This is a genomic window from Lentzea californiensis (genome assembly GCF_024648825.1).
GTDB lineage: Bacteria > Actinomycetota > Actinomycetes > Mycobacteriales > Pseudonocardiaceae > Lentzea > Lentzea californiensis.
On record NZ_JANBBE010000001.1, the window covers coordinates 634258 to 654157 of the forward strand.

19 protein-coding genes are annotated in these 19900 nt (G+C 69.5%); 4 read left to right on the forward strand and 15 right to left on the reverse strand.

What is annotated here, in order from left to right:
- Positions 1-13: 13 nt before the first annotated feature.
- Genes LX88_RS03440 through LX88_RS03485 form a run of 10 tightly spaced genes read right to left on the reverse strand, consistent with a single transcriptional unit; the run spans position 14 to position 10119 of the window.
- Complete coding sequence (locus tag LX88_RS03440; protein ID WP_258946389.1) at positions 14-814, reverse strand: pentapeptide repeat-containing protein; 801 nt, start codon at positions 812-814, stop codon at positions 14-16.
- A 51-nt stretch (positions 815-865) separates the two neighbouring features.
- Positions 866-2719 carry a 3D-(3,5/4)-trihydroxycyclohexane-1,2-dione acylhydrolase (decyclizing) gene (iolD, locus tag LX88_RS03445; protein WP_258946390.1) on the reverse strand — a complete coding sequence of 618 codons (1854 nt, stop codon included), beginning with the start codon at positions 2717-2719 and terminating at the stop codon, positions 866-868.
- Entirely contained in the window at positions 2716-3603 is an 888-nt protein-coding gene (iolB, locus tag LX88_RS03450) for a 5-deoxy-glucuronate isomerase (RefSeq protein ID WP_258946391.1), read from the reverse strand. Before iolB ends, iolD begins: the two co-directional genes overlap by 4 nt.
- Positions 3600-4505, reverse strand: a complete 906-nt coding sequence (locus LX88_RS03455; RefSeq protein WP_258946392.1) for a Cgl0159 family (beta/alpha)8-fold protein — start codon at positions 4503-4505, stop codon at positions 3600-3602. The genes iolB and LX88_RS03455 overlap by 4 nt, the downstream gene beginning before the upstream one ends.
- Positions 4502-5434, reverse strand: a complete 933-nt coding sequence (iolC, locus tag LX88_RS03460) for a 5-dehydro-2-deoxygluconokinase (protein WP_258946393.1) — start codon at positions 5432-5434, stop codon at positions 4502-4504. Before iolC ends, LX88_RS03455 begins: the two co-directional genes overlap by 4 nt.
- Positions 5431-6201 carry an ATP-binding cassette domain-containing protein gene (locus LX88_RS03465; RefSeq protein WP_258946394.1) on the reverse strand — a complete coding sequence of 257 codons (771 nt, stop codon included), beginning with the start codon at positions 6199-6201 and terminating at the stop codon, positions 5431-5433. Before LX88_RS03465 ends, iolC begins: the two co-directional genes overlap by 4 nt.
- On the reverse strand, positions 6198-7247 hold the full coding sequence (locus LX88_RS03470; protein WP_090066100.1) for an ABC transporter permease: 1050 nt from the start codon (positions 7245-7247) through the stop codon (positions 6198-6200). Before LX88_RS03470 ends, LX88_RS03465 begins: the two co-directional genes overlap by 4 nt.
- A 15-nt stretch (positions 7248-7262) precedes the next feature.
- Positions 7263-8246 carry a sugar ABC transporter substrate-binding protein gene (locus tag LX88_RS03475; protein ID WP_258946395.1) on the reverse strand — a complete coding sequence of 328 codons (984 nt, stop codon included), beginning with the start codon at positions 8244-8246 and terminating at the stop codon, positions 7263-7265.
- 14 nt (positions 8247-8260) lie between these two features.
- Entirely contained in the window at positions 8261-9121 is an 861-nt protein-coding gene (locus LX88_RS03480) for a TIM barrel protein (RefSeq protein ID WP_258946396.1), read from the reverse strand.
- Between the two features lie 2 nt (positions 9122-9123).
- Entirely contained in the window at positions 9124-10119 is a 996-nt protein-coding gene (locus LX88_RS03485) for a Gfo/Idh/MocA family protein (RefSeq protein WP_258946397.1), read from the reverse strand.
- A gap of 134 nt (positions 10120-10253) precedes the next feature.
- On the opposite strand from LX88_RS03485, the gene LX88_RS03490 reads away from it, so the two are divergent.
- Both LX88_RS03490 and LX88_RS03495 read left to right on the forward strand, forming a co-directional pair.
- Positions 10254-11255, forward strand: a complete 1002-nt coding sequence (locus tag LX88_RS03490) for a LacI family DNA-binding transcriptional regulator (RefSeq protein ID WP_258946398.1) — start codon at positions 10254-10256, stop codon at positions 11253-11255.
- Positions 11252-12745, forward strand: a complete 1494-nt coding sequence (locus LX88_RS03495; protein ID WP_258946399.1) for a CoA-acylating methylmalonate-semialdehyde dehydrogenase — start codon at positions 11252-11254, stop codon at positions 12743-12745. Before LX88_RS03490 ends, LX88_RS03495 begins: the two co-directional genes overlap by 4 nt.
- 69 nt (positions 12746-12814) lie before the next feature.
- On the opposite strand, the gene LX88_RS03500 is transcribed toward LX88_RS03495, so the two are convergent.
- Genes LX88_RS03500 through LX88_RS03510 form a run of 3 tightly spaced genes read right to left on the reverse strand, consistent with a single transcriptional unit; the run spans position 12815 to position 15816 of the window.
- Positions 12815-14332 carry a tripartite tricarboxylate transporter permease gene (locus tag LX88_RS03500; RefSeq protein WP_258946400.1) on the reverse strand — a complete coding sequence of 506 codons (1518 nt, stop codon included), beginning with the start codon at positions 14330-14332 and terminating at the stop codon, positions 12815-12817.
- Positions 14333-14851, reverse strand: coding sequence for a tripartite tricarboxylate transporter TctB family protein (locus tag LX88_RS03505; RefSeq protein ID WP_030477830.1), 519 nt, complete (start codon positions 14849-14851; stop codon positions 14333-14335). It abuts the gene before it with no gap.
- Positions 14848-15816, reverse strand: coding sequence for a Bug family tripartite tricarboxylate transporter substrate binding protein (locus tag LX88_RS03510; protein WP_258947595.1), 969 nt, complete (start codon positions 15814-15816; stop codon positions 14848-14850). Before LX88_RS03510 ends, LX88_RS03505 begins: the two co-directional genes overlap by 4 nt.
- A 130-nt stretch (positions 15817-15946) precedes the next feature.
- Between LX88_RS03510 and LX88_RS03515 the strand changes: the two genes are divergently transcribed.
- The gene (locus tag LX88_RS03515) at positions 15947-17485 is read left to right on the forward strand and encodes a sensor histidine kinase (protein ID WP_258946401.1); all 1539 of its coding nucleotides are present in this window, start codon (positions 15947-15949) and stop codon (positions 17483-17485) included.
- Positions 17482-18147: a response regulator gene (locus LX88_RS03520; protein ID WP_258946402.1), complete on the forward strand. Its 666-nt coding sequence runs from the start codon at positions 17482-17484 to the stop codon at positions 18145-18147. The genes LX88_RS03515 and LX88_RS03520 overlap by 4 nt, the downstream gene beginning before the upstream one ends.
- A gap of 153 nt (positions 18148-18300) precedes the next feature.
- Here the strand turns inward: LX88_RS03520 and arfB are convergent, their stop codons facing one another.
- Both arfB and LX88_RS43495 read right to left on the reverse strand, forming a co-directional pair.
- Positions 18301-18729 (reverse strand): alternative ribosome rescue aminoacyl-tRNA hydrolase ArfB, encoded by a 429-nt coding sequence (gene arfB, locus LX88_RS03525; RefSeq protein ID WP_258946403.1) that lies wholly within the window; start codon positions 18727-18729, stop codon positions 18301-18303.
- 9 nt (positions 18730-18738) lie between these two features.
- Entirely contained in the window at positions 18739-19896 is a 1158-nt protein-coding gene (locus tag LX88_RS43495; protein WP_307789485.1) for a SigE family RNA polymerase sigma factor, read from the reverse strand.
- Positions 19897-19900 lie beyond the last annotated feature (4 nt).

Genomic DNA, 19900 nt, shown 5'->3' on the forward strand with positions numbered 1-19900 from the left:
TATGTGAGGCATCTCAGTCACTGAACAGCGACGCAGAGACACGAGCGGGGGTGAAGTCCGGGGGCCACAGCGTCCCGCGGTTGACGCGGGCCCCGGTCAGGACCGCCTTGTCCAGGTTGACGGCCCGCATGTCGGCGCCGCGCAGGTCCGCGTCCGTGAGGTCGGCGGCGCGGAGGTCGGCGCCTTCGAGACAGGCGACCCGCAGCGAGGCCTTGCGCAGGGAGGCTCCCCGCAGGTCCGCGTCGCGGAGGTCCGCGGCGTCGAGGACGCCCTCGTCCAGACGGGTTCCGAGCAGCCGTGCACCGGCGAGGTTGGCCCGGCGGAACACCGCTCCCGCCAGTTGCAGCTTTCCCAGGTCGGCGCCGCGCAGGTCGACGTGCGACAGGTCGATCGACGCGCCAGGCCTGCGCGTGAGCATCGCCACAGCCGTCTCGACGTCCGGCGCCGGACTTCCGGCAACGCCCGGCGACTGCTCCGCGGCCGTCCACGGAGATCGTTCCCGCAGGAAGTCCCCGATGGTGTCGTCCACGAGCAGCCGGCTCCTCACCGAGTCCTTCGCGATCTCGTCCAGCGAGTGGAGCCCGCCGAGCCTGACCTCGGCCTGGTCACTGCCGAGGTCCTCGACGGCGCGGCGGTACCGGTCGATGACCTGGCCGTCCCTGACCTGGTGCCAGCCCAGCGCACCACCCACGACGACCAGGACCGCGCCCAACAGCAGCAGCGGCGTCGATCGCGGAGCGGTCTGCGGCACCAGCAGGACGACACCGAGCACGAACGAGGTGACCGCCCCGAGCCTGAACATCCGCTTGCTCACGGAGAGTCATCCTCGCGACGACCACCGCCCGGCGGTATCCGCTGTTGGAGTTCAGCTCAAATAGCGGACCTGCTTGACCTTGCCCTCCAGCACTTCCTCGCGGGCCTGGGCGATCTCCGACCGGTGTGAGACCTCGGGCACCCCGACCTCCCACCAGGCTCCTGCCTCGGTCCACGACGACGGGTGCGTGCGGATCACGACGACGGCAGGACGCCTCTCGGCGACCGCGGCCTCCCGGGCCTTGCGGTAGGCGCCTTCGAGGTCGGCCAGCGAGTCGACCGGGAAGACCGCGCAGCCCATCGCCGAGGCGTGGGCGGCGAAGTCGGTGCGCGGCGGTTCGGGGTGGCCGGTCGTGCAGTCGGCGTAGAGGTTGTTGAAGCCCGCGCCGCCCTGGCCCGTCTGCAGGCGGTGGATCACGGCGTAGCCGTCGTTGTCGCAGACGACGGCCACGAAGCCGTGGCCCGCGAAGGCCGCCGAGAAGAGCTCGGAGTTGAGCATCAGGTACGAGCCGTCGCCGAGCAGCGTGGTGACGACGCCCTGGGTGTGCGCGATCGCGGCTCCCCAGGCGCCGGCCAGTTCGTAGCCCATGCAGGAGAAGCCGTACTCGACGTCCATCGTGGACTCGCCGGTCGCCCGCCAGCCGCCGATCAGTTCGCCGGGGAGGCCGCCGGACGCCGTCATGACGTAGTCGGTGGGCTCGCTGACGTCGTTCACGACGCCGACCACCTGGGCGTACGTCGGCAGATCGGTCGACGGCGCGCGCAGCGAGGTGATGTGGGCGTCCCACTTCGCGCGTTCGGTCCGGGCACGGCCGGCCCAGTCCGCCGGGGCCTGCCAGGAGGCCAGGACGTCGGTGAGTTCGCGCAGGCCCTCGTCGGCGTCGGCCACGAGGGCGAACGAGCCGTGCTTCACGGCGTCGAAGCGGGCCGCGTTCAGGGAGAGCAGGTGCGCGTCCGGCGAGAAGACGGTCCAGGACGCGGTGGTGAAGTCCTGCAGGCGGGTGCCCACGGCGATGACCAGGTCCGCCTCACCGGCCAGGACGTTCGCCGACGTCGAGCCGGTGATGCCCAGCGGGCCCGCGTGCAGCGGGTGGTCGTGCGGAACCAGCGTCCGGCCCGCCGTCGTTTCGACGACCGGGATGTCGTGCTGTTCGGCGAAGCGGAGAGCGCGGCCCGCGGCGCCCGAGTAGCGGACTCCACCGCCCAGGACGAGCAGAGGGCGGGAGGCGTCGCGGATCGCCGACGCGGCTTCGGCCAGAGCGATCAGGTCCGGGCGCTGGCGCAGCGGGCGGTGGATCACGGGGGCGAACAGCGCGTCGGGGAAGTCGTAGGACTCGGCTTGGACGTCCTGCGGCAGCGCCAGAGTGACCGGGCCGCAGTCGGCCGGGTCGGTCAGGACCCTGGCCACCTGGGGCAACGTCGAGAGCAGCTGTTCGGGGCGGGTGATGCGGTCGAAGTAGCGGCTGACCGCGCGGAACGCGTCGTTGACCGTGGCGGTCGGGTCGTGGAAGTGCTCGACCTGCTGGAGAACGGGGTCCGGGGCGCGGCCGGTGAAGGTGTCGCCCGGCAGGAGCAGCAGCGGCAGGCGGTTGGCGTGGGCCACGCCGGCCGCGGTGACCATGTTCAGGGCGCCGGGGCCGATCGACGACGTGGCGACGCCGACCTGGCGGCGGTGGGTCGCCTTGCCGATGCCGACGGCGGCCAGGGCCATGCCCTGCTCGTTGTGGCCTCGCCACACCGGGATCCGGTTACGGACCTCCTCCAGCGCGTTGCCGAGACCGAGGACGTTGCCGTGGCCGAAGATCGCGAACACGCCGGGGAACAGCGGCGCGACCGTGCCGTCGAAGAGTTCGGTGCGCTGGGCCAGCATCCAGCGGACCAGTGCTTGCGCGGTCGTGAGCTTCACTTGGTCCGCCCCTCTGCGGTCGTGACCGGGCAACGGGGATCGAGCTCCTGCGTCGCCCAGCTGTCGCGGATCCAGGTGTGGGCCGGGTCGTCGCAGAACGCCATCGAGCGCTCGTCGCCAGGACCGGCCAGGACGTTCAGGTAGTACATGGGATATCCGGGCGCCGCGACGCACGGGCCGTGGTAGCCGCGCGGGATCAGGAAGACGTCGCCGTCCCGCACCGTCACGTCCTCGTCGATCGTGCCGTCGTCGGTGTACGTGCGGTGGAAGCCGAAGCCGGTGCGCGACGGGGTGACCTGGTCCCGGTCGGCGATGCGGAAGTAGTAGATCTCCTCGTTGTTCACCTCGCACGGCTCGGACTCGTCGTGCTTGTGCGGCGGGTACGAGGACCAGTTGCCGTCCGGGGTGATCAGCTCGCACGCGTTGAGCTTGTCCGCGTGGTCCCACACGCCCGGCACGCCGAAGTTCGTGACCTGGCGGGTCGCGTTGCCGGAGCCGCGCACCTCGACGGGCACGCCGTCGGCCGGGCCGTACTTCGGGGTCAGCTTCCTCTCGCATCGCGCCATCGGCAGAGCGACCTCACAGCCCTCCTCTGAGACGAGACGGACCGTCTCGTCTCGCGGGACGTAGGCGAAGTCCGTGACGCGGGTGAAGACGGAGTCGCGACCCTGCAGTTCGAACCTGGAGTCGCCCACCTCGACCGACAACGACCCGGCCAGCGGCAGCACGAAAGCCTCGAACTCGCCGGTCTCGACGGTCCGCGACCCGCCGGCCTCGATCCGCAGCACACGCAGGCCGGTGTAGGCCCAGCCCGCGTCCTCCGGGGTCAGCGAGATGACGTCGGAAGCGGTCGAGAGAGTCCCGTGTGGACGGTGCAAGGTCATTCGATGACCCCCTTCGCGGTACGCAGGATTTCGGCGGCGGCGGCAACGGCGGCCGCGACGTCGCCGTCCGGCGGGTAGAGCAACGCCCGGCCGACGACCAGGCCGCGCACGGTCGGGTGGCCCAGCGATCGGCCCCACGACGCGAGGTCGTCCTGGGGGTTCGCGGACGGCACACCACCGAGCACCAGCGCGGGCAACGCGGTGGTGTCCAGCACGATCTCCGGTTCCTCCGGCGCGGGCAGCTTCAGCCACGTGTACGCGGAGGTCGACCCCAGTCCGGCAGCGACGGCCGAGGCACGGGAGAGAGCCGCGGAATCCTTCTGCAGCACCAGTTTGTCGTTGTGATCACGCTTGTACGGCAGCGGTTCGACCATGGCCATCAGGCCGTGCTCGGCGAGTTCGGTGACGGCTCGCGCGCAGCCCTCCAGCGTCGGGATCGTGCCGGGGTCCGAGTCGACCAGGCGCAGCAGCATCTTGCCGCCGTCGAGCCCGAACGTCGCGATGGACGACGCGTCGTACGCGGTGAACCTGTCGTCGATCTCCCAGTCCGCGCCGGCCAGGCCACCGCGGTTCATCGAGCCGATGACCACCCGGTCGTCCAGGCCGTCCAGCAGCAACAGGTCCTCGATCACGTCCGGCGTGCCGAGCACTCCGTCTACGTCGGGATTCGCCAGCGCTGTCAGCAACCTGGCCAGCAACGAGCGCCGGTCGGCCATCGCCATCGGGTCGCCGCCGACGCCGAGAGCACCGCGCGCCGGGTGGTCCGCCGCGACCAGGAACAGCGTGGACTTGCCGTTCAGCAACGAGTTCCGCCGCTTGCGCGACTGGTAGGCCCGTCTGATCGAGCCGGGGTCCTCAGCCCGCCGCCACAACAGTTCGCGCCACTGGCCGTCGGTGATCAAAGCAGTTCCTCGATCTCTTCCTGGTCGGGCATCGCGTCGGCGCACGCCAGCCGGGAGGCGACGATCGCGCCGGCGGCGTTGGCGTAGCGGGCGATCTTCACCGGGTCCCAGCCCGACAGCAGGCCGTGCACCACCGAGCCGCCGAACGCGTCACCGGCACCGAGCCCGCAGACGACCTCGACGGGGTTCGGCTCGACTGCCCAGCGTCCTTCGGGCGTGGCCACGAGAACGCCCTCGGCGCCCTTCTTGACCAGTGCCAACGAGATTCCGTGCGCAAGCAGCCGATCAGCGGCCTCATCAGGGTCGGACGTGCCGACGGCGATCTCGCACTCGGTCCGGTTGCCGACGGCGACTGTCACGTGGTCGAGCATCCAGCTGATCTCGGTGCGCGCGGTCTTGACGTCCGGCCAGAACATCGGGCGGTAGTCCAGGTCCAGCACGGTGTGCCCGCTGCGGGCCCGGTTCGCCAGCATCATGCGCTGCGACGTGCGAGCGGGCTCGGCGGAGACCCCGGTGCCGGTGACCCACAACAGCGGGACCTCGCGCGTGAGCGACCACGGCACGTCGTCCTCGCTCAGGGTCAGGTCCGGCGCGACCGGCAGCCGGTAGAACAGCAACGGCGGGTCCGCGGGCGGGTTGAGCTCGCAGAACACCACCGGTGTCAGGAGGTCCGGCGAGGTGCCGACGTACTTCGACGACACCCCGAAGCCTTCCAGCGCCTCGCGGACGTAGGTGCCGAAGCCGTCCGGTCCGACCTTCGTCAGCACACCGGCGCGACGGCCGAGCCGCGCGGCGGCGACCGCGACGTTGGTCGCGGTCCCGCCGAGCGACTTGGCGAAGGTGCTGACCTGGGCCAGCGGCACCCCGGACTGCTCCGGGTAGAGGTCGACCCCGACCCGGCCGACGGTCAGCACTTCCAGCGACGTCACGCCTCGACACCCCGCAGCTCGTGCTCCAGCGCCTCCAGTTCGGCACCGCCGGCCATCTGGCGCGTCAGCTCGTTGATGTCGATCTCGGACTTCTCGTAGCTGCCCAGCGCACGGCCGCGCTTGAGCAGCAGGAACCGGTTGCCGACCGGGTAGGCGTGGTGCGGGTTGTGGGTGATCAGCACGACGCCGAGGCCACGATCACGTGCCTGGGCCACGTACTTCAGCACCACTCCTGCCTGCTTCACGCCCAGCGCGGCCGTCGGCTCGTCCAGGATCAGCACCTTGGCGCCGAAGTGCACAGCGCGGGCGATGGCGACGCACTGCCGTTCGCCACCGGACAGCGTGCCGACCGGCTGCTCGACGTCACGGAGGTCGATGCCCATGTCGGACAACGCCTTCCTGGTGACCGCCTTGCCCTTCTTGCTGTCCAGGAAGCCGAAGCGGGTCGTCGGTTCCGAGCCCAGGAAGAAGTTGCGCCACACCGACATCAGCGGCACCACCGCGAGGTCCTGGTACACGGTCGCGATGCCGTGGTCCAAGGCCTCGCGGGGCGACGAGAACTTGATCTCCTCGCCCTCGACCTTGAACGAGCCCTGGTCGTGCTGGTGGACGCCGGCCAGGATCTTGATCAGAGTCGACTTGCCGGCGCCGTTGTCGCCGAGCACGCAGGTGACCTCACCCGCGTTGACCACGGTGGACACATCGCTCAGGGCGATGACGCTGCCGTAGGTCTTGCCGATGTTCTCGGTCTCGATGAGGGACGTCATCGCCGGACCCTTTCCGCTCGGCGGCGCAGCATGTTGTTCACCAGCACGGCGGCCAGCAGCATCACGCCGAGGAACAGCTGGAACCAGTCGCTGTTCCAGCCCGCGTAGACGATGCCCTGCCGGGCCATGCCGAAGATCAGCGCACCGATCGCCGCACCCACCGCGGAACCGAAGCCACCGGTGAGCAGGCACCCGCCGATCACCGCCGCGATGATGTACTGGAACTCGAGGCCGATGCCCTGGTTCGCCTGCACGCTCGCGTACCGCAGGATGTTGATCGACCCGACGAGCCACGCGGCGAACGCCGTCGTCATGAACAGCAGGATCTTCGACCGCACGACCGGCACACCGACCGCGCGCGAACTCTGCGCGGCACCACCGATCGCGAAGATCCAGTTCCCGAACTTGGTGCGCATCAACACCGTCGACGCGACGACGGTGAACAGGACCCACCAGATGATCGACACGTAGAAGCTCGTGCCGCCGATCTGGAACGTCGAGGCGAACAGGAAGCCCGCCGACTCGTACCCGGCGGCCTCGCGCATGCCCGACACCTGCACGCTGCCCGTCACCAGGCGCGTGATGCCGAGGTTGAGGCCCTGCAACGCGAGGAAGCTGCCCAGCGTCACGATGAAGCTCGGCAGGCCCGTGCGCATCACGAGCCAGCCGTTCAGCGCGCCCACCGCCAGGGCGAAGGCGAGCGACACCAGCAACGCCAGCCAGACGTTGAGTCCCAGCTGGGTGGCGAGGAGAGCCGTGACGAGCGCGGTGGACGCGGTCATGACACCGGCGGACAGGTCGAACTCGCCACCGATCATGAGCATCGCCACCGCGACGGCCATGATGCCGAGCATGGAGGCGTCGTCCAGCCAGGTGGCGGCACCACCCACGCTCAGGAACTGCTCGGTGACCACGGAGAAGAACAGGAACACCAGCAGTGCGCCGAGCATGGCGCCGATCTCCGGGCGTTTGATCAGCTGATCCATCGCCCTGGGCTTGCCCAGCCGTTCGTCGGCAGCCGGTGGAGCTGTGGCCGTCACGGTCATCTCCCCGCCTCCTCCTTACCTCTTGCCGTTCTTGGCGTACTCCGCGACCTTGTCCACGTTGGACTTGTCGACGAAGCCGGGACCGGTGAGGACGGGCTTGCCGCCACCGAGGGTGTTGGCGTTGTCCTTGAAGAGCTTCAGCATCACGATCGGCAGGTAGCCCTGCTGGTACTGCTGCTGGTCGACGGCGAACAGCACCTCGCCGGCCTTGATCGAGCTGACCACGTCGGCGTTCAGGTCGAACGTCGCGACCTGCGCCTTGGAGCTCGCGCCCTTGATCGCGGAGGCCGCGTTCACGGCGACCTGCGGGTTCAGTGCCAGCACGCCGTCGACGGCGGTGTCGGACTGCAGCTTGGCCTTGATGCGGGCCTCGATGTCGGTCGGGTTGGAGATGTCGACCTGGAGGTTCTCCACGGCACCGCCGAAGCCGCTGCGGGCACCGTCGCAACGCTGGTTGAGGCCCGAGTTGCCGGCCTCGTGGATCACGCAGAGGAGCTTCGTCTTGCCGGCGGCCTTGAGCTTCTTGCCGGCTTCCTCACCGGCGATCGACTCCTCCTGGCCGACGTGCGCCATGGCACCGAACTCCGCGCTCTTCGCGCTGCCGGAGTTGATCGTGATGACCGGGATGCCGGCCTTCACCGCGTTGTCGATGGACGTCTTGAGCGCGTCCGGGTTCGCCATCGACACCACGATGCCGCCGACCTTCTGCGACACGGCGTTGTCGATCAGCTTGGCCTGGGCGCCGGGGTCGCCGTCGGAGTTGTAGGTGACGCCGACGCCGAGCTGCTTGCCCGCGTCCTCGGCGCCGACTTTCACGACGCTCCAGAACGCGTCGCCCGCGGTGCCGTGCGTGATGACGGCGACCTTGAGGTCTCCGGAGGCCGGTGCGCTGTTGTTCTGCGTGTTTGAGGTGTTGGTTCCCGTGGGACCGCTGCAGGCGGCGAGTAGAGCAACACCGGCGAGAGCGACGCCCGCGCGGATGACCAGACGAGACTTCATCGTCTCCAGTCCCTTCAGAGGATCTTGCTGAGGTGCGCGAGACTGCGCGCGGTGTCCTGAAGTGGCTTGTCCACCGGACTTCCGTCCTTGAGCTGGGTGTCCTGCTCGAGAACGAACCAACCGGTGTAGCCCGCCTCTCGGACGAGCTCCACCAGAGCTTGCACGTCCACGTCGCCGTCCCCGAGCGGCACGTAGATGCCCTGTTCCACGGCATCGGTGTAACTGAGCTCGCCGCTGCGCACCTTCGCCGCGATCTCGTCACGCACGTCCTTGAGGTGCACGTGACCGATCCGGTTCGGGTAGCGGCGCGCCAGCTCGACCGGGTCCGTGCCACCGATGAGGAGGTGGCCGGTGTCCAGGCAGAGCTGGAGATCGGAGTCCGCGAGGAACCTGTCGACCTCCGCCTCCCGCTCGACGTGGGTGCCCACGTGCGGGTGCAGCACGGTCCTCAGACCGTGCCCGGCGGCGATCTCACGGATCTTCGCGCAGGTGTCGACGAGGGTGTTCCACTCGTCGTCGGTGAGCTTCGGCGTCTCGTCGTAGCCGTCGAGCCCGGTCGCGGCGGCGAGCACCAGGACCTCGGCGCCACCGGCTTTCAGGATCGCGGCGACGCGGTCCGCCTCGTCCAGGGTGGACTGGGCGCCGGTGTGCAGCGTGACCGCGAGGAAGCCGCCGACCAGGGTGAGGTCGTGGCTGCCCAGGAGGGTCTTGAGCTGTTCGGGGTCGGCCGGCAGGTAGTCGGGCGGGCCGAGTTCGGTGGCGGTGAGGCCCAGGGAGTGCATCTCGGCGAGAACGGTGTCCGAGGGCAGCACCTCGCCCCACCCGGGAACCTCGCACACGCCCCAGGAGATCGGCGCCCCAGCGATCTTCGCCATGCCTAGTTCCCCTCGATCCGCACCGGTGCGCCACTGCGGCGCGACTGCTCACAGGCTTCGGCCAGGCGCAGGCTGATCAAACTCTCTCGCGCCGGGGACGGGTTCGCGACCTCGCCCTTGATGACCTGCGTGAACAGGTTCATCTCGTTGACGTACGCGCGGTGGAAGCGCTCCGGGAAGCCGGGGTAGGCGTCCGGTCCGGCGACGTGGCCGCCGGGCTCCAGCGAGTTCAGCGGGGTGCGCGGGTCGACGCCCGCGACCAGCGAGTCCTTGCTGCCGAGCACCTCGATGCGGTGGTCGTACCCGACCGGGTCGTGCCGTCCGCCGGCCAGCGTGGCGTGCGCGCCGCCGGCGAACTTCAGCATCACGACGGCGTTGTCCACGTCGTCGGCGTCCGCGAACGCCTGGTGCACCAGCACGGACCCGCTCGCGTAGACCTCCACGACCGGCTCGCCGACGAGCCACGGCACGCAGTCCAGGTCGTGGATCAGCAGGTCGCGGAAGATGCCACCGGAGGCGGGCAGGTAGGAGAAGTCCGGCGGGTTCGCGTCGTTGCCGACGGCCCTGACCAGGTAGATGTCGCCGACCTCGCCCGCGCGGATGCGGCGGTTGAGCTCGTAGATGGCCGGGTCGAACCGGCGCTGGAAGCCCACGAGCACCTCGACGCCGGACTTCTCGACGTCCGCGATCAGCGCGGCCATCTCGGCGACGTCACTCGCGATCGGCTTCTCGCACAACGTGGGGACGCCCTTCGCGATGGCCGCGCGGAGCATCTCCGGGTGGGTGTTCGTCGGGGTGGCGAGCAGCACGCCGTCGACGTCGTCCAGCAGCGTGCCGAGGTCGTCGACCGCCTTGGTCCCGGCGAGTTCCGCCGACGCCTGCGAAGCCCTGCCCGGCACCGGGTCGAAGAGGAGCACCTCGTCGACTCGATCCAGTGCGGCGAGGTTGGTCGCATGCATGGTGCCGATCCTGCCGACACCCGCTACTCCGATCCGCATCGCAGGTTTCCCCTGTTCATCGCCGAGAAGTGTTAGAGCGCTCTATTGGTTGGAGCGCTCTAATGCTGTAGCTTCCGTCACACGGGTGTCAAGGGTGGGTTTCCATCCCGTGACGTGAGGGGAGGTGGTTCCAGGTGGTCAGGCCGACGATGGAAGACGTCGCTCTGCGGGCGGGCGTGTCCCGCGCACTGGTGTCACTGGTGATGCGCGGTTCACCCAAGGTGAGCGACCTGCGACGCACCGCTGTTCTGAAGGCCGCCGAGGAGTTGGGGTACTCCCCGCACGCCATGGCGCGGTCGCTGGCCTCGCGCACGTCGACCGTTCTCGGCGTGATGGTGTCCGACCTGCACAACGCGTTCTTCGCGGAGGTCGTGGACGGCATCGACGAGGTGGCGCGCGAGCAGGGGTTCGACATCATCATCAACACCGGCGGCCGCTCTCCCGCTCGCGAACGCCGGGCCCTGCAATCGCTGCTGTCCTTCCGCCCCGCCGGGTTGGTCCTGCTGTCGCCCGTCGTGCCGGCGACCGCGATCGGCAAGGCAGCCGAACAACTTCCGGTCGTGCTCGTGGCCCGGTCTTCGCGTGTGTCCACTGTGGATACCGTGAACGACGACGGCGAGACGGGCGCACGACTGGCCGTCGAGCACCTGGTTTCTCTGGGGCACAAGCGCATTGCGCATTTAGACGGTGGTGAGGGCACTCAGGCCAGCCCTCGGCGGCGTGGGTACGTCGCCGCGATGGAAGCCCACGGGCTCGTGCCGCAGGTCGTGTCCTCCGAGTACACCGATGCGGCCGGCGCGCGGGCGATTCGTTCGTTGATCGCTGATGATGCTCTGCCCACAGCCATCCTGTCCTGCAACGACTTCAACGCCGTCGGCGCGATCTCCGCTTTGGAGGACGCCGGGCTGCGCGTGCCGTCCGACGTTTCCGTCGTGGGGTACGACAACACCTCGCTGGCGGCTTTGCGCCACGTCTCGTTGACCACGATCGACCAGCCCCGTGCCGAGTTCGGCCGGTTGGCCGCCGACGCGCTTCTGCAGCGCGTCCGTGAAGAGCGCACCGAACCCGTGCGCCATCTCCTCAACCCCTCGCTCGTAGTCCGCAGCACGACAGCTCCCCCAGGAGGACCGCGTTGAGCACCATCCCCCACTGGATCGACGGCGCCCGCACCACGGGGGTGTCGTCCCGCAAGTCCGACGTCTTCAACCCCGCCACCGGTGAGGTCGCGGCCCAGGTCGTGCTGGCCGAGCAGGCCGACGTCGACCTCGCGGTCTCGTCCTCGCTGAAGGCGGCGCAGTCCTGGTCGGAGTCGTCGCTGTCCACGCGGTCGCGGATCCTCTTCGAGTACCGCCACCTGCTGCACACCCACCGCGACGAGCTCGCCGCGATCATCACGTCCGAGCACGGCAAGGTGCTCTCGGACGCGGCCGGTGAGGTGCAGCGCGGCCTCGAGGTCGTCGAGTTCGCCTGCGGCATCCCTCAGTTGCTGAAGGGCGAGCACTCCGAGCAGGTCTCGCGCGGTGTCGACGCGTACTCGTTCCGGCAGCCCCTGGGCGTCGTCGCGGGCATCACGCCGTTCAACTTCCCCGTGATGGTGCCGATGTGGATGTTCCCCATCGCCATCGCGACCGGCAACACGTTCGTGCTCAAGCCTTCCGAGCGCGATCCGTCGGCGTCCATCAGACTGGCCGAGCTGTTCGGCGAGGCCGGGCTGCCCGACGGCGTGCTGAACGTGCTGCAGGGCGACGCCTTCGCGGTCAACGCGCTGCTGGACCACCCGGACGTCGCCGCCGCGTCGTTCGTCGGCTCGACCCCGATCGCGCGGCACGTCTACTCGCGCGGCACGGCGGCCGGCAAGCGCGTGCAGGCCCTGGGCGGCGCCAAGAACCACATGGTCGTGCTGCCCGACGCCGACCTCGACGTGGCCGCTGACGCCGCTGTTTCCGCAGGCTACGGCTCTGCGGGCGAACGCTGCATGGCGATCTCGGTCGTCGTGGCCGTGGGTGAGACGGGCGACGCTCTCGTCGAGAAGATCGCCTCGCGGACCCGCGAGCTGCACCCGTCCGTGCTGCCGGGCACCGATCCTGCCGCCCAGATGGGGCCGCTCGTCACCGGCGTGCACCGGGATCGCGTCCGGTCCTATGTGGACGCGGGTGAGGCCGCCGGTGCCTCGCTGGTCGTGGACGGCCGGGGCTACGCGCCCGAAGGACACCCGGATGGTTTCTGGCTGGCGCCGACGCTGTTCGACCACGTCACCCGCGACATGACCATCTACACCGACGAGATCTTCGGGCCGGTGCTGACGGTCGTGCGCGCCGACACGTTCGAGGACGCGCTGGAACTGGTGAACGCCAACCCGTACGGCAACGGCACGGCGATCTACACGGGTGACGGGCTTGCCGCCCGCGAGTACCAGCGGCGCGTGCACGTCGGCATGGTCGGCATCAACGTGCCGATCCCCGTGCCGATGGCCTACTACTCGTTCGGTGGCTGGAAGGACTCGCTGTTCGGTGACACGCACGTGCACGGCGCTGAGGGCGTGAAGTTCTACACGCGGGCCAAGGCCGTCACCGCTCGGTGGCCGCAGCAGCACGGCGTGAACCTGGGCTTCCCCACCCACGGCTAACCCCTGCTTGACCGCACGCGGGGACCTTTCGTACTGCAAGAGAGTACGAAAGGTCCCCGCGTGCGGTTCTTAGGCGTCGATTTTCTCGCGCTCGGGAGGTGGAGCCGCAGGAGGGGTTGGGCTCGGGAGGAATCGGCGGATGAGTGGGAAGAACAGGATCACGACGATGACCACGTAGACGACGACCGCCATCGGGCTGTTGACCAGACCCGTCAGCGAGCCGTCCGAGAGCTGCAACGAGCGGCGCATCTGCTGTTCCGCGGCCGGGCCGAGGATCACGCCGATGATCGCGGGCAGCACCGGCAGGCCGTAGCGGCGCATGCCGAAGCCCAGCAGGCCGATCACGAACATCAGCAGCAGGTCGAAGATGTCCGCGTTGACCGCGTAGGCACCGACCGAGGCGAAGAACAGGATGCCCGCGTAGAGGTACGGCCGCGGGATGCGCAGCAGCTTCGCCCACAGCGGCGCGAGCGGCAGGTTCAGCACCAGCAGCAGCGTCAGGCCGATGAACAGCGACGCGATCAGCGCCCACACCAGGCCGGACTCGCGCTGGAACAGCAACGGGCCGGGCTGGATGCCGTACTGCTGGAACGCCGCGAGCATGACGGCCGCGACCGCCGTGGTCGGCAGGCCCAGCGTCAGCATCGTGACCAGGGTGCCCGCCGCGGAGGCGGAAGCCGTGGACTCCGGGCCCGCCACGCCCTCGATGGCGCCCTTGCCGAACTCGTCCTTGTGCTTGGAGAGCCGCTTCTCCGTCACGTACGACAGGAACGTCGGGATCTCCGCGCCACCGGCCGGGATCGCGCCGAACGGGAACCCGATCACCGGGCCGCGCAACCACGGCTTCCAGGTGCGCTTCAGGTCCGCCTTCGACAGCCACGGACGGCCGACCGGGATCGGTTCGAACGGCTTGCGGCGCAGGTGGGCCGCTACCCACAGGGCCTCGCCGACCGCGAACAGGGCCACCGCGACCACGACGATGTCGATGCCGTCGGCCAGGTGCAGCGAGCCGAACGTGAGGCGCTGCTGACCGGTCATCTCGTCGAGGCCGACCAGGCCGAGCGTCAGGCCGATGAGCAGCGAGGCGAACCCGCGGATGCGGGACGCGCCGAGCACCGAGGTGACGGCGATGAACGCCAGCACCATCACGGCGAACAGGTCGGGCGCGCCGATGTCGACGGCGTGCTTGGCGACGAACGGCGCGAGCAGGACGATCAGGATCGTGCCGATGATGCCGCCGGTGAAGTGGCCGATGGCAGCGGCGGCAAGCGCTTGCGCTCCCCGTCCCTTGCGGGCCATGGGATTGCCTTCGAAGGCGGCCACGACCGCGGCGCTCTCACCCGGCGTGTTCAGCAGGATCGACGTGGTCGAACCGCCGAACATGCCGCCGTAGTAGATGCCCGCGAACATGATGAACGCGCCGGTCGGCTCCATGCCGTAGGTGACGGGCAGCAGCAGGGCCACCGCCATGGCCGGGCCGATGCCCGGCAGGACGCCGATCGCGGTGCCCAGGAGCACGCCGATCGCGGCGAGCAGCAGGTGTGTCGGCGTCAGCGCGGTCGCGAAGCCGTCGAGCAGTTGTTCCACCTAGAACACCTCCATCAACGGGCCACCGGGCAGGGGGACGCCGAGCAGGTTGTTGAACACCACGAAGGTGAAGATCGACAGACCGGCCGCGAGCAACGGGTCGCGCACCAGGTTGCGGCTGCCCAGGGCGTAGGCCGCGCCCCAGAACAGGATCGCGCCGGAGATCGGGAACCCGACAACGCCGATCAGCACGGCGTTCGCGAGGAAAGCGCCGCACAGCAGCAGGACCGTGCGCCAGTCGGCGGGTGCGGACAGGTCGACGTCCTCGCCGGCCTCCGCCTCACCCTTGCCGCCGCGCAGCACGTCACGGGCGAGCAGCGCGGCGACGAGCAGCAGCAGCGAGCCGACCAGGATCGGCACGGCCTTGGGCCCGACCGGGCCGCGCTGGGCGAAGTCGGTGGGGATGCGCAGCGCGTCGGTGAGCACCAGCACGCCGAGCACGACCAGCAGGGCGCAGATGCCCAGCTCGGAGTGGTCGCGGAGCCAGCTCCTGCGCTCCGGTTTCGTCACGGTCGTCATGCCAGCCCCAAGTCCTTCAGCACCGTTGCCACCCGCTTGTTCTCGTTTTCCAGGAAGGTCCTGAACTCGTCTCCCGGCGCGAAGGCGTCCGTCCAGCCGTTGCGCTGCAGCGCTTCCTTCCACTGCGGCGTCTTCTGGAGGTTCTGGAACACCTCGACCAGCTTCGCCTTGTCGGTCGGTGAGATGCCCGGAGGAGCGACGATGCCGCGCCAGTTGGTGAACTCGACGTCCACACCGGACTGCTGCAACGTCGGCGCGTCGACGCCCTCGATGCGGTTCTTGCTCGTCACCGCGAGGACGCGCAGCGTGCCGGCCTGGATCTGGTCGCGGTACTCGCCGACGCCGGAGACGCCGAACGCCACCTTGCCGCCGAGCACCGACGCCAGCAGCTCGCCACCGCCGTCGAACGGGATGTAGTTGACGGTCTTGGGCGGCAGGCCCACGGCCTTGGCGATCAGCATCGGCGCCAGGTGGTCGGGGCCGCCGGGAGCCGAACCGCCGCCGACCGTCACGGTGCCGGGGTTGGCCTTCCAGGCGTCGACGAGTTGTTGCATCGACGTGTACGGCGAGTCCTTCGCGACCACGACGATGTCCGGCTCCTCGATCAGCTTCGCGATCGGCGTGGTGTCGAGCAGCGAGTTCGGCGACTTGTTCGTGTACACCGCGCCCACGACGCCCAGGCCCATCGACATGATCAGCTTGCCGTTGCCGCGCTCACCGACCGTGCGGCCGAGTCCGACCGTGCCGCCGGCGCCGGGGAGGTTGAACACCTCGGCGTTGCGCAGCAGGTCAGCGTCCTCCATGGCCTTCGCCGCCGTGCGCGCCGTGATGTCGTAACCGCCGCCCGGCGCGTTCGGCACCAGCACCCTCAGCGCCCGCACCTGACTGCCTTCGCCGCTGTCCGCACCCGGCGTCAGCAGCGGTGGCACGAGCAGGACGGCGAGCAACGCCGCCGCCACCGCCACCCACACCTTCACCGACACTGTGATCCCCGCCTCTCGTCCGCGTGGTTGGACATGTTGCTCTGGTGTAAACCTTGATGTCGCTCTTGCGCTTCTAAGGTTTCTTTCGGTCTTTCTGGTCACGGGAGGTCTCATGCGTCGCCGCCGTTCCCTGGCCAGTCAGCTCCTCGCATGGCAACTCGTAGTCGTCACGCTGCTACTGGGCGCGGTGGGCGCGCTGACAGTCGTCCAGACGGGCAACAACTTTCGCTCCAACGAGGAACGCCGGATGCTGTCGGTCGCCGAGACCGTCGCCGCGAACTCGCTGGTCCAGGAGCGGATGGGCAACTGGCGCGAGCTGTCCGCTCCCGCCGAGACGGCCCGCAGCCTGTCCGGTGCCTCCTACGTGCTCATCCTCAACGACAAGCGGCTCGTGATCGCCTCGCCGGACCCGTCCCAGATCGGGTCCACACTGGACACCAGGACCACCGCGCTGGAGGGCAGGTCCTGGACGGGCACGGTCCGCGACTCGATCGAGGCGCACGTGCCGGTGTTCGACCCGCTGAGCCGCCGGGTCAACGGCATCGTGATCGCGGGCGCGGAGAACCCGGGGGTCTTCGCCGGAGCGCTGGAACAGCCCGTCGACGTGCTGCGCTACCTCGCGATCGCGCTGATCATCGGCGTCACCGGCTCGTTGCTGCTGGCCCGCCGGGTGAAGAACCAGACGCTCGGGCTGGAGCCGCACGAGATCACCGCGCTGGTCGAGAACCGCGAGGCGTTGCTGCACGGCATCCGCGAGGGCGTCGTCGGCCTCGACGGGCAGCACCGCATCACGCTGGTCAACGACCACGCGAGTGACCTGCTGGCGTTGCCGGAGGACGCGGTCGGCCGCTCGGTGGAGCAGCTGGAGCTCAACGCCCGGCTGCGCGACGTGCTGACCGGCCGTGCGACCGGTGTCGACCAGCTGGTGCTGCGGCAGGGCGTCGTGCTGACGTTGAACCGCATGCCGATCGAGGGCGGTGACGGCGCCGTCGTGACGTTGCGAGATCGCACGGAACTCCTTGCGCTGCAACACGAACTCGACGCCTCACAGCACGCGACGGACACGCTGCGGGCACAGGCGCACGAGTTCGCGAACCGGCTGCACACCATCGCCGGGCTGATCGCGCTCAAGGAGTACGACGAGGTCACCAACTACATTCAGCAGATCAGCTCGGCGCAGGACCAGTGGCGGGCCGAGGTCGGCGAGTCGATCGGCGACCCCGCCGTGGCCGCGCTGCTGATCGCCAAGGCGTCGCTCGCGGCCGAACGCGGCACGGCGCTGCGGATGGGCCCGGACAGCGTGCTGGGCAGGGTCGACGAGTCGCTGTCTGCGGACCTGGTGATGGTGCTGGGAAATCTCGTCGACAACGCGTTGGACGCGCTGGGTTCGCTGAACACGAACGGCGCGGGGAAGTGGATCGAGGTAGGTGTGACGCAGTTGGACGAAGAGGTCCAGGTCGTGGTGCGCGACTCCGGTCCCGGCGTGGCGCCGGAACTCGCCGACGAGGTGTTCCGGCACGGGTTCACGACCAAGGCGGCATCGCACGGCGAACGCGGGATCGGGCTCGCGCTGATCAGGCGGGCGTGCCTGCGGCGCGGCGGTTCGGTCAGCGTGTCCGGTTCGGTCTTCACGGCAAGGCTGCCCTGGTGATCCGGGTGCTGGTCGTCGACGACGACTTCATGGTGGCCAAGGTGCACAGCGGTTACGTCGCGCGCACCGGCGGGTTCGAGGTCGTCGGGGTCGCGCACACCGGCGGGGACGCGCTGCGGCTGGTGCGGGAGCTGAAGCCCGACCTCGTGCTGCTCGACGTCTACCTGCCGGACGTGAACGGCCTCGAGGTGCTGAAGTCGTTGCGCGCCAACGAGGACGTGGACGTCATCGTGATCACGGCGGCGACCGACGTCGAGACCGTGCGCAGTGCGATGCGCGGTGGGGTGCTGCACTACCTGATCAAGCCGTTCGACTACTCGGCCCTGCGCGACCAGCTCGCGCACTTCGCGTCGTTGCGGGAGAAGCTGCACCGGCTGGACTCGGCCGGGCAGGCGGACGTGGACCAGGTGTTCGGCGCTCGGCCCACCTCGAAACCGTTGCTGCCCAAGGGTTTGACGCCGGAGACGGCACGGCTTGTCGAGAACGCGCTGCGCTCACACCCGGAAGGGCTGTCCGCATCGGAGTGCGCTTCGTCGACGGGCGTCGCACGGGTCAGCGCGCGCCGGTACCTGGAGCACTTCGTGTCGATGGGACGGGCCGAGGTCCGGTTGCGCTACGGCGGAACCGGGCGGCCCGAGCGGATCTACGGGTGGGTGGGGTGACCGCCAACCTTCGCCGCGTCTGTCGACGTTCAGACGGGCGCATCGTGGTGTCGGCCCCGCGTCCTCATATCGGGCATATGGGGGCGCGGGGCCGGTGCCGCGAGGCGTCCTGCTGAGCGCCGGCAGACGTGGTGAAGATTGCGGTCACCCCACTCAGTCCCAGGAGCCTGAACGGCCGCGGCCTTTCTTGGTGTCCGCACGGCGCTTCTTCGAGGCGATGCGGCGTTCCTGCGAACCCCTGGTGGGCTTGGTCGCCCTGCGCACCGGAGGCGGTGGCGCGGCGGCCTCGCGCAGGATCACGGCGAGGCGCTCGCGGGCGGCGGCGCGGTTCTGCAGCTGCGCGCGGTGCTCGGAGGCGGCGATCGTGAGCACGCCGTCGACGAGCCTGCCGGCCAGCCGGTCGAGCATCCGCTGCTTGAGGTGAGCGGGGATCGACGGCGAGGCAGCCAGGTCGAACGAGAGCTCCACGCGGCTGTCCGCCGTGTTCACTCCCTGCCCGCCCGGCCCACCTGACCTGGAAAAACGTTCGCGCAACTCGGACGCCGGCAGCACCAGCGTCCTCGTCACAGTCACGTCGTTCATACCTCCAGGTTAGAAGGTCAGACCCGGAAGTGTCGCGATCTTTATCAGCTCCTCGCGGTCAAGCAGTGGCGCGAACCGCTGCGGAGTCCCACCGCCGGTGGGGTCGCCCCACACCGCGTCGCTGAAGCGGCCGATGTTGTCGCTGCTGATCCGGATGCTCGTGCCGTCGGGCCTGATGACGTTGACGTACACGACCTGCACGCCCGGGCTCGTGCTCGGCAGCTGGATGCTGCGGATCCTGATGCCGTCACGCTCCTCGATGCGGCACGAGGGGTCGTCGCAGCTGCCGAGCTCGGAACTCGTGGTGCGGCCGATCGCGATCGTCAGGCCGCCGACGCCCTGGGAGTCCCGCAACCTCGCCACCGCTCGCCGCAGGTTGTCAGGAGTGTTGGTGTCACGGATGAAGAACGTGAGAGCACTGGCCTTGATCTCCGGGACGTCCTCGGCCGTGACGCCCGGCGGCAACTCGTACGAGTTCCGCAGCAGGGCGGTCAACTCGGCGTTGCGGTCGAGCGCGGCACCGGCGTCCGACTGGGACGTCGCCGGCGCCGAGGCCTCGTGCGGCCTCGCCAGGTACCCGGTCAGGCCGGACCCGGCCAGCAGCACGAACGCCATGGCCCCCGCGATCGCCGTGCGCCGGCGGACCAGCTTCGTCCTGCCCTTGCGGATCACCTCAGAGGTGTAGATCCGCGACACCGGCTCGTTCTCCAGCAGGTCGCGCAACGCGGCGAGGCCCTTGGCGGCCTGACTCTTCACCGTGCCCTCCGTCCTGCCGAGGATGCGGGCGGTCTCGGTGACGCTCAGGTCCTCCCAGTACCGCAGCACGACGACGGCGCGTTGCCCCGGTGGCAACGCGCCGAGCGCCCTGCGCAGGTCCAGGTCGGAGGCGGCGTCCGTGACAGCGCTCTCCGGCACGGCGTCGACGATGCGTTCGCGCTGGAAGAACCCGCGCCGCGTCTCGTCGATGGCGGTGCGCACGAGCACCTTGCGGGCGTAGGCGTCGACGCTGTCCTTGTGCACGCGCGACCAGGCCACGTACATCTTGATCAGCGCGGTCTGGACGATGTCCTCCGCGCGGTGCCAGTCGCCGCACAGCAGATATGCCGTGCGGCGCATGACGAGCGCACGGGCGTCGACGAACTCCCCGAACTCGCGGTCGCGGTCCAAGTGC